Source organism: Streptomyces sp. NPDC093568 (genome assembly GCF_044764945.1).
Lineage (GTDB): Bacteria > Actinomycetota > Actinomycetes > Streptomycetales > Streptomycetaceae > Streptomyces.
In genome coordinates this window covers 299,530-311,181 of record NZ_JBIWJD010000003.1, presented here as the reverse complement: position 1 = coordinate 311,181, position 11,652 = coordinate 299,530, and the positions used below count along the sequence as shown (strand labels likewise).

Genomic DNA, 11,652 nt, shown 5'->3' with positions numbered 1-11,652 from the left:
GCCTTTCACCGCAGCAGATAGGGCATGTTGACCGTGACCGCCCCGGTGGGGCAGCGGGCGGCGCAGGGGCCGCAGTACCAGCACTCGTCGACGTGCATGTACGCCTTGCCGCTGTCGGGGTTGATCGCCAGGGAGTCCAGAGGACACATGTCGACGCAGAGCGTGCAGCCGTCGATGCACTTCGACTCGTCGACGGTCACGGGCACGTCGGCCCGCTGGGGCACCAAGGGCATGGCTGTCTCCAGTGAGGTACTGCTGAGGGTGGGAGAAACGCCTCGCGGAACGCGAGGGCGTCAGACCGAGCGGCGCAGCAGCCCGCTCATCGCGATCCGGTCCCCGCGGAAGCGGATGAACTCCAGGTCCACGGGCCTGCCGTCGCACAGGTGGGTGAGGCGCTCCAGCATCAGCACGGCGGTGCCGCGCGGCGCCTGGAGCACGGTGGCGGAGTGCGCGTCGGCGTTGACGGCCTCCAGGGTGATCTCCGCGTGTCCGAGCGGCTGCCCGGTGATCTGCTCCAGCAACCGGAAGACGTCGGTGTTCTCCAGGTCGGCGCCGATGAGCTCGCCGCCGATGTCCAGGGGCAGATAGGTGAGGTCGAGGGAGAGCGGCAGTCCGTTCAGCCTGCGCAGCCGCTCGATGTAGAGCACGTCGGTGCCGGTGGGCAGCCGCAGTCGCTCGGCCACGGGCGCGGGCGCGGCCACGGGCCCCATGGTGCGTACCTCGTTGGTGACCCGGCCGTGTTCCCGCAGGGTTTCCGCGAGCCCCATCAGCCGGTCGAGGCCGTGCGAGTACTTCTCGGCGACGACCACGGTGCCGACGCCGGGCAGCCGGTCGACGAGCTGCTCGGCGCGCAGCAGGTCCAGCGCGTGCCGGACGGTGTTGCGCGACACCTCGTAGTCGGCGGCGAGCACGTCCTCGTGGGGCAGCGCGCCGCTGGGGAATCCTCCGGTGAGGACCAGGTGCCGCAGCAGATCCGCGAGCTGCCGCGCCCGGTCCGCACGCAGCCGCCGGCGGCGTGCGGCGGCGAGCGGCGCGGTGTGCTCGCGGGTTCGTTCGGCTGGCATGCGGTGACCATACCGGCGGTGCCCGCACGATGGTGTTACTGCATCATTGCGCCACCTGAGCACCCTTCAATCGCGCGCTGACCTGCGACTTCTCCGGGGAGGGACACACTTTCGCCACCACGCGGCCAAGAACGGCCGCGGGGTTCACTCCCCTTCGAGTTCCCGGCGCCGGCGTTCGAGGTAGGCGCGCTCGGCCGGGTTTCGTGACAGCTCGACGGCTCGCTCGTACGCCCGGACGGCCTGTGCGGGCCTGCCCAGGCGCCGCAGCAGGTCCGCGCGGACGGCGTGGAAGACGTGGTAGCCGTCGAGGTCCAGCGCGTCCACGAGGGCGAGGGCCGGGGCCGGGCCGTCGGTCTCGGCCACCGCGACCGCCCGGTTCAGGGCGACGACCGGGCTCGGGGCGAGGGCCAGCAGGTGGTCGTACAGCTGCCGGATCTGTCCCCAGTCCGTGGCGCGCGAGGTCGGCGCGTCGCTGTGCACGGCCTGGATCGCGGCCTGGAGCTGGTACGGCCCCGGCCTGCCCCGGCGCAGGCACCCGCGCACCAGCGACTGCCCCTCGGCGATCAGCCCGCCGTCCCAGAGTCCCCGGTCCTGCTCCGGCAGCGGCACGAGCGCGCCGTGCTCGTCCTGCCGGGCGGGCCGACGGGACTCCACGAGCAGCATGAGCGCGAGGAGCCCGGCCACCTCGGGCTCGTCCGGCATGAGGTCGGCCAGCAGCCGGCCGAGGCGTACGGCCTCCGCGCACAGGCCCGCCTCCCCCTCGTACCCCTGGTTGAAGATCAGGTAGACGACGGCCAGCACCCCCGTGAGCCGGTCCGGCAGGTCGGCGTCGCGGGGCACGCGGTAGGGGATGCCCGCGTTTCGGATCTTCGCCTTGGCCCGCACGAGCCGCTGGGCCATGGTCGGTTCGGGCACCAGGAAGGCCCGCGCGATCTGTGCGGTCGTCAGACCGCCGAGCAGGCGCAGGGTGAGGGCGACCCGGGCCTGGACGGCGAGGGCCGGGTGGCAGCAGGTGAAGATGAGCCGGAGCCGGTCGTCGCGCACGGGACCCTCCTCGGGCGGCGCGTCGGGGGTGTGCAACAGGGCCGCCTGGGCATGGCGTTCGTCCCTGGTGGCCTCGCGGCGCAACCGGTCGACGGCGCGATGGCGGGCGGTGGTGATGATCCAGCCTGCCGGGCTCGGCGGCACGCCGGTCTCCGGCCAGCGCCGCAGGGCGGTGGTGAAGGCGTCCTGCACCGCTTCCTCGGCGAGGTCGATGTCGCCGAGGAAGCGGACGAGGACGGCCACCGCACGGCCGTACTCCGCGCGGAAGGCGGCCTCGACGTCCGGGACCGTCATCAGCCCTCAGTCCTCAGTTCTCGGTTCTCAGTCTTCAGTCCTCAGTTCTCAGTCCTCGGCTTCGCCCATGAATGGCCGCACCTCGATCGGCAGGGTGGTCGCCAGTGCCAGTTTGCGTCCCCATTCCAGCGCGGCGTCCAGGTCGGGCGCCTTGATGAGGCTGATGCCGCCGAGCATCTCCTTGCCCTCGGCGTACGGGCCGTCGGTGACCAGTACGTCGCCGTCGCGGGGCCGCAGCACGGTGGAGGACTCCGGGCCGTGCAGTCCCCCGGCGAACACCCAGGCACCCGCCTCGCGCAGCTCGCGGTTGAGGGCGTCGAGGTTCTTCTCGATCTCGCCGAGGGCCTCGGGGGCGGGCGGTTCCCCGACGGGCTGCATCACATTGAGCAGGTAGTACTTCATGACGGCCTCCTCGGGCGTCGTGAGGTGTCTTGGCGTCTCTCACCTCCTACACGAACGACACGCCCCGGAATCGACACCTCGCACGAGAGCCCCGGAAGAATTTCGTCCATGACCACCAAGGATCACCCCCTCGTCGCCCGCGCCCACCGCCTCGCCCACGACCTGCTCGCCCCGCAGGCCGAACGCGTCGACCAGGAGGGCGTGCCCGTCGGCCACATCGACGCGATCAGGCGTTCTGGGCTGCTCGGGGTGAGCGCACCGGAGGCCTACGGCGGCTGGGCGGCTCCGGCGGCGGTGGCCCGGCGCACGGGCGAGATCCTGGCCGGGGCGTGCTGCTCGACATGGTTCGTGCAGACCCAGCACCACACGCCGGTCGCCACGCTGACCGGGTGCGAGGGCCTGGTGCGGGAACGGCTGCTCGGTCCGCTGGCACGCGGCGAACTGCTGTCGGGGGTGGCGTACGCGCATCTGCGCTCGTATCCGCGCACACCCGTGCGCGTCACCCGTGACCGCGAGGGGTGGCGGTTCGACGGGAAGGTGCCCTGGTACACGGGATGGGGGCTGAACGACGTGATGCTGCTCGCCGGCGCCTCGGAGGGCGGCGAGGTGGTCTTCGCGTTCACCGAGGCCAGGGAGCAGCCCGGACTGCGTGCCTCGGAGCCGATGCGCCTCGCGGCGCTCACCGCGTCCCGCACGGTGTCACTGGACCTGGCGGGACTGTGGCTGCCGGACGAAGCCGTCGCCCTGCGCAAGCCCTACGAGGAGTGGGCCGCCGCGGACCGGACGAAGACGGTCGACACCTCCCCGGCGGTGTTCGGCATCACCGAGGCCGCTCTCGCTCCCCTGGCCGAGGAGACCGCGCGGCCCCTGCGCTCCAGCCTGGAGGAGATCCGGGGCAGGGCCTACGAGTTGGCCGACCTTCCCCTGACGAGCGAGCGCATGGCGGAGCGGCTGGCGCTGCGCATCCGGGCGGCGGAGCTGATGCGTACGGCCACCACCGCGGGGGTGGTGGCCGGCGGCGGCCGGTCGCTGTCCCTGACCACCACGGCGCAACGCCTGGCACGGGAAGCCCTGTTCCTGCTGGTACAGGGCCAGACGGCCCAGTCGCGCGGCGCCCATCTGGAGGTACTGGCGGCCCGGACACCCTAGGCCGTGCGCAGTCCTCGGCTCTCACTCCTCATCGCCCGTCGGGACCACGACGAGGAAGGCGTCCGACTTCAGGTCCATCACGACGGTCGCCGGTTCGCCCTGGGCGCGACACTCGGCCGCGTACTCCTCGGCCGGCCACGATCCGCGCGGAGCTCCCGCGGGAAACCGCTCCAACACCTTCGCGCCCATAGCTGCAGACACCTCCAGAACCGGACTTCGCCTCGTCCGTCGACTACTTGCCTCCTACACTTCGCCTTCCCGCCATCGGCGCGGACATGTTCACCCCTTCGCGTTCTCTCCGACGGACGACCCGCCGCCCGTCCTGTCGAGCCCACGTGATCACCCGACGGATCCGTCGTCACCCTCCCGGGAGGGTGGCCGCGACAGCGGCGCATCCGAAACGCACCCGGGGCGGGAAGGGATCACCAGAGGGCTCCGACATGTGAGGACCGCAAAGCAGATGGACCAAGACGAGGTGCGCGAGGAACCGCTGTGCCTGGTGACCGGCGCCACGGGGTACATCGGCGGGCGCCTGGTGCCCGAACTGCTGGAGGCGGGGCACCGGGTGCGCTGCCTGGCCCGCTCCCCCGACCGGCTGCGCGACCATCCCTGGGCCCCGGACACCGAGGTGGTGCGCGGCGACGTCACCGACGCGGCGTCCGTCCGCGGGGCCCTCGACGGCGTCGACGTGGCGTACTACCTGGTGCACGCCCTGGGCTCGGGAAAGGACTTCGAGGAGACCGACCGCAGGGCCGCACGGACCTTCGCCGAGCAGGCGCGGGCCGCCGGCGTCCGGCGGATCGTCTACCTCGGCGGCCTCACCCCCGCGGACGTGCCGGAGCAGGAGCTCTCCCCGCACCTGCGCTCACGCGCCGAGGTCGGCCGCATCCTGCTCGACTCCGGGGTGCCGACCTGCGTCCTGCGGGCGGCCGTCATCATCGGCTCGGGCTCGGCCTCCTTCGAGATGCTGCGCTATCTGACCGAACGCCTGCCCGTGATGGTCACCCCGGGCTGGGTGCACACCCGCATCCAGCCCGTGGCGGTCCGGGACGTGCTGCGCGCCCTGGTCGGCAGCGCCCGTATGCCCGCCGACGTCAACAGGACCTTCGACATCGGCGGGCCGGACGTGCTGACGTACCGGGAGATGATGGTCCACTACGCGGAGATCGCCGGGCTGCCCCGCCGGGTCATCCTTCCGGTGCCGGTCCTCACCCCCGGGCTCTCCAGCCTCTGGGTCGGCCTGGTGACACCGGTCCCCTCCTCCATCGCACGGCCGCTCACGGAGTCCCTGCGCCACGAGGTCGTCTGCCGCGAGCACGACATCGCCCGGTACGTCCCCGACCGGCCGGGGCACCCGATCGGCTTCGACGAGGCGGTACGGCTTGCCCTGCGGCGGGTGCGGGAGGCGCGGGTGACGACCCGCTGGTCGTCGGCCTCGGTGCCCGGCGCGCCGAGCGACCCCCTGCCGACCGACCCCGACTGGGCCGGCGGAAGCCTCTACGGCGATCACCGGGAGCGGCGGGTCGACTCCTCGCCGGAGGAGCTGTGGCGGGTGATCGAGGGGATCGGCGGTGAGAACGGCTGGTACTCCTTTCCGCTCGCGTGGGCGGTGCGCGGCTGGCTGGACCGGCTGGTGGGCGGGGTGGGGCTGCGCCGGGGCCGGCGCGACGCGTCCCGGCTGCGAGTCGGCGACTCGCTGGACTTCTGGCGGGTGGAGGCGATCGAGCCCGGCCGGCTGCTGCGGCTGCGCGCCGAGATGCGGCTGCCGGGGCTGGCCTGGCTGGAGATGCGCGTCCTCACCGACGCCGACGGCCGCACCCGCTACCGGCAGCGCGCCCTCTTCCATCCGCACGGGCTGCTCGGCCAGGCCTACTGGTGGAGCGTCTCCCCCTTCCACGCGATCGTCTTCGGCGGCATGGCCCGCAACATCGCCCGGGCGGCGGAGAGCGCGCCCGCCCCCGCACCGGGCCGCACCCCGCTTCCCTGACCTGCCCGCCCGCACCGACCCGGGGGCGGACCGTGCCCCGGAGTTCACGGAGTACACGACATGAGCAACTCGGTCGTCCTGTTCACCGCCGATCTGCGCCTGCACGACCATCCGCCGCTGCGAGCGGCCCTCGACGGTGCTCGGGGCACGGTCCCCCTGTTCGTACGGGACCGTGCGGTGGACGGCGCCGGGTTCGCCGTACCCAACCGGCTGGCCTTCCTCGCCGACTGTCTGCGCGATCTCGACGCCGGGCTGCGGGAGCGGGGCGGCCGGCTGGTCGTGCGCGAGGGCGACCTCGTAGACCAGGTGTGCAAGGTGGTCGCCGAGGTGGACGCCGCCGGGGTGCACATGGCGTCCGACGTCAGCGCCCACGCCCAGCGGCGCGAGGAACGGCTTCGCCGGGCCCTGGAGGCGGAAGGGGTACGGCTGCGCGTGCACGACACCGTGACGACCGCCGTCGCTCCCGGCGCGGTGACACCGGCGGGCGCGGACCACTTCGCCGTCTTCACCCCGTATTTCCGCCGCTGGTCCGACGAGCGGCTGCGGGACGCGCTCGCCGCGCCGCGCACGGTCCGGGTCCCGGACGGCGTCGGGTCCGAGCCGCTGCCCTCCCGCGCCGAGCTGTCGGGGCTGTCGCCAGGGCTCGCCACCGGAGGTGAGAAGGAGGGTCGCAAACGACTCGCGGCCTGGCTGCGCGGCCCGGTGTCCTCCTACGAGGAGCGCCATGACGACCTGGCGGGCGACGCCACGTCCCGTCTCTCGCCGCACCTGCACTTCGGCACCCTCTCCCCGGTCGAACTCGTCCACCGGGCGCGCCGGGTCGGCGGGCCGGGTGCCGAGGCCTTCGTACGCCAGCTGGCCTGGCGCGACTTCCACCGGCAGGTCCTCGCGTCGCGGCCGCAGGCGGCCACCGCCGACTACCGGACCCGGCACGACCGTTGGCGGTCGGAGCGGGAGGCGCGGGACGACATCGAGGCCTGGAAGGAGGGCCGCACGGGCTATCCGGTAGTGGACGCCGCGATGCGCCAGCTGCGGCACGAGGGCTGGATGCACAACCGCGGCCGCCTGCTGACGGCGAGCTTCCTCGCCAAGACCCTGTACGTCGACTGGCGGGTGGGCGCGCGGCACTTCCTGGACCTGCTGGTGGACGGCGACATCGCCAACAACCAGCTCAACTGGCAGTGGGTGGCCGGGACCGGCACCGAAACCCGGCCCAACCGGGTGCTCAATCCGGTCGCCCAGTCCAGGCGTTACGACCCCGACGGCGGCTATGTCCGCCGCTGGGTGCCGGAGTTGGCGGGGGTCGAGGGGCGCGCGGTGCACGAGCCGTGGCGGCTGCCGGACGACGAGCGCGCCGCGCTCGACTACCCGGAGCCGATCGTCGACCTGTCCGACGGACTGGCCCGCTTCAAGCAGGCCCGTGGGCGGTGAGGGGCGCGGCCTCGCCGCCTCGCACGCCCCCCACCTCTACACATAAGGAAAAAATAAGCGCAGAATGGGCGATGGCGGCGCTTACCGCACACCGCATCACCAGCGGTCAGGCCTGCGAGTCAAAGGAGACGAGTCATGGCCAACGTCTCGCCCACCAGTAGGGACATAACCAGCCACCCCGATGTATCCGAAATGCGGGAGCGGTACGACCGCATGCTCGGAGGTCGTGATGTGACGCTCCTGGACGGACCGGTGTTCCTGCTCGGTCTGTACTGCGCCGTGTCCCCCTGGATACTCCACTACACGACGAGCCAGCCCCCGCTCGTGACCCACAACCTGATCGTGGGGATCGCGATCGGCCTGCTGGCCCTCGGGTTCACCCGGGCTCCGGAGCGCATGTACGGCCTCAGCTGGGCCTTCTGCGCGATGGGCGTCTGGATGATCATCGCGCCGTGGGTCGTCGGGGACAGCCCGGATGCGGGTGTCGTCGTGAACAACATCATCATCGGCGCGCTGGCTGTGATCCTGGGGCTGATGTGCGCCGGCGCGGCGGCGAGGAGCACCCCCAGGCCGTAGCGCCCCACCGAAGACCGACACGACGGCCGGTCCGCACCCGCGGACCGGCCAGTTCGCGCCACGGCCCACAGCTCACCGGGTCGGCATCAGCCACGGTTCCTGCGGCAGCACATGCCCGGTCTCCAGGAGCGACTTGAGGTTGGACAGCACGGCCGGCCAGCCGGAGGACACTTCGGCGCGCGCGCCCTCGTCCGCCAGGTCCTCGTGGGTCACGGTGAGCCGGACGATCTCGGCGTGCCGCTGGATGTCGAAGGTGACTCGGGAGTACTTGTCCTCCTGTCCCTCCTCCTCCGGTGCCGCCCAGGTGGTGACCAGCCGGGTCGGGCGCTCGCTCTCCACGACGGTGCCGACCACGTCCGCGACGCCCGAACCGTCCGTACGGACGTGCTCCCAGCGGGAACCGGGCCGCCAGTCGGACACATTGCTGTGGCCCCAGTAGGCGGCGGTCAGGTCGGCGTCCGTCAGCGCGTCCCAGACCCTTTCGGGCGTGCTCTCGATGTAGGTCACGTAGACGAATGCGGGCTTGTCGGTCATGGCTTCCTCGGCTCGTCGTTTCACCGCCCCGAGCACGCGCAGGCGCGGGCGCTCGAACTTGTCGATCCACCGCTCCTGGATCTCGTGGAGCGGGACCGGATTGAGGTAGTGCAGCTTCTCCCGCCCCCGCCGCACCGTGCTGACCAGGTTGGCGGCCTCGAGGACGGCCAGATGCTGGGTCACCGACTGGCGCGCCATGTCGATCCGCGCGCACAGCTCGCCCAGCGTCTGCCCGTTGTCCTCGTGCAACCGGTCGAGGAGCCGTCTGCGCGTCTCGTCGGCCAGGGCCTTGAAGACCTTGTCCATGGCGGGGTCACTGTCTGATCGCACACCCAACGTTATGCAGGCAATTACCTGCATGTCAATCGGGCGAGGGAGGAGCTCCAGAGAAAACCACTCGCCGACCAGGCGCGCGCCCCGGCACGCTGCCCGCATGCATCAGACGCACGCACTGCTCATCGGGGGACGGGCCGGGGTAGGCAAGACCACGGTCGGCTGGGAGGTCTCGGCTCGACTGCGGGCCGCACGGGTCGCACACGCGGTGATCGACGGCGACTTCATGGGAGCCGTCCATCCGGCACCGCCGGGCGACCCGCACCGGGCCGGCGTCACGGCGCTCAACCTGGCCGCCGTGTGGGGGAATTACGCCGATCTCGGATACCGGCGTCTCGTCTACACGAACACCGTGAGCGTGCTCGACGAGGCGGCGCTCCTGTTCCGCCGGGCGCTGGGCGAGCACGTACGGCTGGTACGGGTTCTGCTGACGGCCACCGACGAGACGGCCGAGCAGCGGCTGACGGGGCGGGAGTTGGGCTCCGAGTTGGAGCACGAGATCAGGGGCAGTGCGCGCAAGGCGCGGCTGCTGGAGGAGCGGTCGCCCGCGGACGTCCTGCGCGTCGTGACCGACGGTCGCACGGTGACCGACATCGCCGCGGAGGTCGTGGCCGTCACCGGGTGGGCGGCGGACGAGGTCGCGACGACCGACGGCCCTGCGCCGAGCGCCGGTTGAAGCGGAACGGACTGTCCCTCTCTCCACGGGGAACACGATGACCGCGGGGACCGGAGGAAGAGGGACGACATGGAGATCTCGGGCATCATCAGTGCCATCGTGATCGGCATCATCATCGGCGTACTCGGACGACTCGTGGTTCCGGGGCGGCAGCGCATCGGGATCCTGTGGACGATCCTCGTCGGCATCGTGGCCGCGCTGATCGGCTCGGCGATCGCGGCCGGCCTCGACGTGGGCGACACGGACGGCGTCGACTGGATCGAGTGGCTCATCCAGATCGGTCTCGCCGCGGTCGGCGTCGCCGCCCTGGACCGGACGAAGGTCGGCCGCTGACGCCTCGCCCGGCCTGAGCCTCCTCATCGCCCGGCGAGCAGCCCCTCGTACCAGGTGACGGTGGCGTCGACCGTCTCCGCGAGCGGGGTCGGCGCGACATCGAAGGCCTGCTCGAAGGCCGTGGAGTCCATGATCTGGGGCTCGGTGTGCTGGTAGAACATCTCGGCGTACTCGGCCATGAACTGCTCGTCGAACGGACCGGCGGGCCGGGGCTCGGGCAGCACCACGACGTTCAGCGCCTTCCCGACCCGCTTCTCGATCATCGCGTGTATCTCGCGGGTGCTGACGGCCGGCGCCGTGGGCAGATGCCAGACCCGGCCGTCACCCTCCGGCCGTTCACCGAGGGTGGCGAGCCCGGCGGCCACGTCCTCGATGTTGGTGTAGCTGTGCGGCAGGTCAATGTCGCCGAAGCCGAGGACCTCCCCGCCGGTCAGCGCGCCCGGGAAGGCGGCCCCACCGAGGGAGGAGTTCAGCACGCCGGGTCCGACGAAGTCGGCGGAGCGGGCGAGGACCACCCGGACCCGGCCCTCCCGATGGGCCGCGAGGTACTTCTCGTCCAGTTCGGCGCGCATCCTGCCCTTGCGACTGGTCGCGTTCCACGGGGAGTCCTCGGTCATCACCGCTCCCCCGGTCTCGCCGTACGGGTAGAGCGTGTCGAGTACGACCAGCCGCGCCCCGGCGGCCTGAACCGCACCCATGATCGCCTCCTGGATCCGCGGCATCACCTCGACCTGGAGGTGATAGGCGACGTTCACCGCGTGGTAGACGACGGCGGCTCCCGCCGTGGCGGCCCGCGCCCCCTCCGCCGTGCTCACGTCGGCGGCGAAGCGCTCCACTCCGTCGAGCGCGGGCCCTTCCCCCTTGCGGTCGACGAGACGGACGGCGTGGCCGCGGCGCACGAGCTCCCGGGCGAGGGCGGTTCCGGCGGGGCCGGAGCCGAGGACGGTGTGCAGGGAGCGGGTGCCGTCGGTGGCGGTGTTCATGGTGACCTCTTCTCAGTTATTCACTCTTGCTTGTGTTAGACACCATAACTCTTGCTATGGACCATTGCAAGAGAAGGGCATCCAGGCTTTCGTTAAGGTGTGTCGCGATACCGAGGAGGAGCCGCCGTGACCAGCAGTGCGCAGACCCCGCGAGCCCGCTATCGCGAGCAGACCCGCGCGGAGATCAAGGAGATCGCGCTCCGTCAGCTGGCCGAGGGCGGCACGGAAGGGGTGGCCCTCACCCGGATCGCCAAGGAGGTGGGACTCTCGGGTCCCGCCCTCTACCGCTACTTCGACTCCCGCGACGCCCTGCTGACGGAGCTCATCCGGGACGCGTACGCCGACCTGGCGGCGGTCGTCACCGCGGCAACCGCCGCGCTGCCGGCGGCCACATCACCGCGCGCGCGGCTGCGGTCCCTGGCCGCCGCGTGCCGGGACTGGGCCGTGGAGCAGCCGCACCGCTATCTGCTCCTGGAGGGCACGCCGGTGCCGGGCTACACCGCGCCGCCGGACACCGTCGACAGCGCGCGGGCAGTGCTCGGCCCGTTCCTGCCGGCCTTCGAGGCGGCCGAGCCGTCGGCCGCCGTGCTGCCGGTGGTCGAGCAGATGCGGGCCTGGGCGGAGCGAGACGCGGCGGTTTCCCAGTGGGCGCGCGAGCAGGTGCCCGCGCGGGCGGAGGGCGCCGCCCTGGCCGGCGCGGTGTTCGCCTGGTCCCATATGCACGGGGCGATCGGGCTGGAGGTGTCCGGCCAGTTCGAGGGCATGGGCCATGACGGGGCCACGCTGCTCACGGCCCAGATCGACTCGCTGGCGGACTCGTTCGGGCTCGCCTGAGCGCACCCCGGC

At 72.0% G+C, this 11,652-nt stretch carries 14 protein-coding genes; 7 read left to right on the top strand and 7 right to left on the bottom strand.

From position 1 onward, the window contains the following. Positions 1 to 5: 5 nt before the first annotated feature. From ACIRD7_RS15525 to ACIRD7_RS15510, 4 genes are all read right to left on the bottom strand, one after another. Positions 6 to 233, bottom strand: coding sequence for a ferredoxin family protein (locus ACIRD7_RS15525; protein WP_031480193.1), 228 nt, complete (start codon positions 231 to 233; stop codon positions 6 to 8). A gap of 60 nt (positions 234 to 293) precedes the next feature. Beyond that, a complete protein-coding gene (locus tag ACIRD7_RS15520) occupies positions 294 to 1,064 on the bottom strand; it encodes a GntR family transcriptional regulator (protein WP_403453342.1) in 771 nt (256 codons plus the stop codon). A gap of 144 nt (positions 1,065 to 1,208) precedes the next feature. Next, the gene (locus tag ACIRD7_RS15515) at positions 1,209 to 2,402 is read right to left on the bottom strand and encodes an RNA polymerase sigma factor (protein ID WP_403453341.1); all 1,194 of its coding nucleotides are present in this window, start codon (positions 2,400 to 2,402) and stop codon (positions 1,209 to 1,211) included. Positions 2,403 to 2,450: 48 nt separating this feature from the next. Continuing rightward, on the bottom strand, positions 2,451 to 2,804 hold the full coding sequence (locus tag ACIRD7_RS15510; RefSeq protein ID WP_403453340.1) for a YciI family protein: 354 nt from the start codon (positions 2,802 to 2,804) through the stop codon (positions 2,451 to 2,453). A 108-nt stretch (positions 2,805 to 2,912) separates the two neighbouring features. Between ACIRD7_RS15510 and ACIRD7_RS15505 the strand changes: the two genes are divergently transcribed. After that, the gene (locus tag ACIRD7_RS15505) at positions 2,913 to 3,953 is read left to right on the top strand and encodes an acyl-CoA dehydrogenase family protein (protein WP_403453339.1); all 1,041 of its coding nucleotides are present in this window, start codon (positions 2,913 to 2,915) and stop codon (positions 3,951 to 3,953) included. A 21-nt stretch (positions 3,954 to 3,974) separates the two neighbouring features. Here ACIRD7_RS15505 and ACIRD7_RS15500 read toward each other — a convergent pair whose 3' ends face one another. Then, entirely contained in the window at positions 3,975 to 4,142 is a 168-nt protein-coding gene (locus tag ACIRD7_RS15500) for a hypothetical protein (RefSeq protein WP_403453338.1), read from the bottom strand. A gap of 271 nt (positions 4,143 to 4,413) precedes the next feature. Between ACIRD7_RS15500 and ACIRD7_RS15495 the strand changes: the two genes are divergently transcribed. The 3 genes from ACIRD7_RS15495 to ACIRD7_RS15485 all read left to right on the top strand — a co-directional run bounded on the left by ACIRD7_RS15495 (position 4,414) and on the right by ACIRD7_RS15485 (position 7,947). Beyond that, complete coding sequence (locus tag ACIRD7_RS15495) at positions 4,414 to 5,940, top strand: SDR family oxidoreductase (protein WP_403453337.1); 1,527 nt, start codon at positions 4,414 to 4,416, stop codon at positions 5,938 to 5,940. A 60-nt stretch (positions 5,941 to 6,000) separates the two neighbouring features. After that, positions 6,001 to 7,371 (top strand): cryptochrome/photolyase family protein, encoded by a 1,371-nt coding sequence (locus ACIRD7_RS15490; RefSeq protein WP_403453336.1) that lies wholly within the window; start codon positions 6,001 to 6,003, stop codon positions 7,369 to 7,371. Between the two features lie 135 nt (positions 7,372 to 7,506). Then, entirely contained in the window at positions 7,507 to 7,947 is a 441-nt protein-coding gene (locus ACIRD7_RS15485; RefSeq protein ID WP_403453335.1) for an SPW repeat protein, read from the top strand. Positions 7,948 to 8,019: 72 nt separating this feature from the next. On the opposite strand, the gene ACIRD7_RS15480 is transcribed toward ACIRD7_RS15485, so the two are convergent. Then, positions 8,020 to 8,787 (bottom strand): ArsR/SmtB family transcription factor, encoded by a 768-nt coding sequence (locus ACIRD7_RS15480; protein WP_403453850.1) that lies wholly within the window; start codon positions 8,785 to 8,787, stop codon positions 8,020 to 8,022. A gap of 127 nt (positions 8,788 to 8,914) precedes the next feature. Between ACIRD7_RS15480 and ACIRD7_RS15475 the strand changes: the two genes are divergently transcribed. Continuing rightward, positions 8,915 to 9,490: a hypothetical protein gene (locus ACIRD7_RS15475; RefSeq protein WP_403453334.1), complete on the top strand. Its 576-nt coding sequence runs from the start codon at positions 8,915 to 8,917 to the stop codon at positions 9,488 to 9,490. A gap of 69 nt (positions 9,491 to 9,559) precedes the next feature. Next, the gene (locus tag ACIRD7_RS15470) at positions 9,560 to 9,823 is read left to right on the top strand and encodes a GlsB/YeaQ/YmgE family stress response membrane protein (protein ID WP_403453333.1); all 264 of its coding nucleotides are present in this window, start codon (positions 9,560 to 9,562) and stop codon (positions 9,821 to 9,823) included. A 23-nt stretch (positions 9,824 to 9,846) separates the two neighbouring features. Here the strand turns inward: ACIRD7_RS15470 and ACIRD7_RS15465 are convergent, their stop codons facing one another. Further along, complete coding sequence (locus tag ACIRD7_RS15465) at positions 9,847 to 10,806, bottom strand: NAD-dependent epimerase/dehydratase family protein (protein ID WP_403453332.1); 960 nt, start codon at positions 10,804 to 10,806, stop codon at positions 9,847 to 9,849. Positions 10,807 to 10,932: 126 nt separating this feature from the next. Here ACIRD7_RS15465 and ACIRD7_RS15460 point away from each other — a divergent pair, with 126 nt between their 5' ends. Continuing rightward, on the top strand, positions 10,933 to 11,640 hold the full coding sequence (locus tag ACIRD7_RS15460; protein WP_403453331.1) for a TetR/AcrR family transcriptional regulator: 708 nt from the start codon (positions 10,933 to 10,935) through the stop codon (positions 11,638 to 11,640). Positions 11,641 to 11,652: the final 12 nt, after the last annotated feature.

Coding starts and splice junctions, on each gene's coding strand:
- ACIRD7_RS15525 (WP_031480193.1), bottom strand. CDS start 233: ATGCCCTTGGTGCCCCAGCGGGCCGACGTGCCCGTGACCGTCGACGAG.
- ACIRD7_RS15520 (WP_403453342.1), bottom strand. CDS start 1,064: ATGCCAGCCGAACGAACCCGCGAGCACACCGCGCCGCTCGCCGCCGCA.
- ACIRD7_RS15515 (WP_403453341.1), bottom strand. CDS start 2,402: ATGACGGTCCCGGACGTCGAGGCCGCCTTCCGCGCGGAGTACGGCCGT.
- ACIRD7_RS15510 (WP_403453340.1), bottom strand. CDS start 2,804: ATGAAGTACTACCTGCTCAATGTGATGCAGCCCGTCGGGGAACCGCCC.
- ACIRD7_RS15505 (WP_403453339.1), top strand. CDS start 2,913: ATGACCACCAAGGATCACCCCCTCGTCGCCCGCGCCCACCGCCTCGCC.
- ACIRD7_RS15500 (WP_403453338.1), bottom strand. CDS start 4,142: ATGGGCGCGAAGGTGTTGGAGCGGTTTCCCGCGGGAGCTCCGCGCGGA.
- ACIRD7_RS15495 (WP_403453337.1), top strand. CDS start 4,414: ATGGACCAAGACGAGGTGCGCGAGGAACCGCTGTGCCTGGTGACCGGC.
- ACIRD7_RS15490 (WP_403453336.1), top strand. CDS start 6,001: ATGAGCAACTCGGTCGTCCTGTTCACCGCCGATCTGCGCCTGCACGAC.
- ACIRD7_RS15485 (WP_403453335.1), top strand. CDS start 7,507: ATGGCCAACGTCTCGCCCACCAGTAGGGACATAACCAGCCACCCCGAT.
- ACIRD7_RS15480 (WP_403453850.1), bottom strand. CDS start 8,787: ATGGACAAGGTCTTCAAGGCCCTGGCCGACGAGACGCGCAGACGGCTC.
- ACIRD7_RS15475 (WP_403453334.1), top strand. CDS start 8,915: ATGCATCAGACGCACGCACTGCTCATCGGGGGACGGGCCGGGGTAGGC.
- ACIRD7_RS15470 (WP_403453333.1), top strand. CDS start 9,560: ATGGAGATCTCGGGCATCATCAGTGCCATCGTGATCGGCATCATCATC.
- ACIRD7_RS15465 (WP_403453332.1), bottom strand. CDS start 10,806: ATGAACACCGCCACCGACGGCACCCGCTCCCTGCACACCGTCCTCGGC.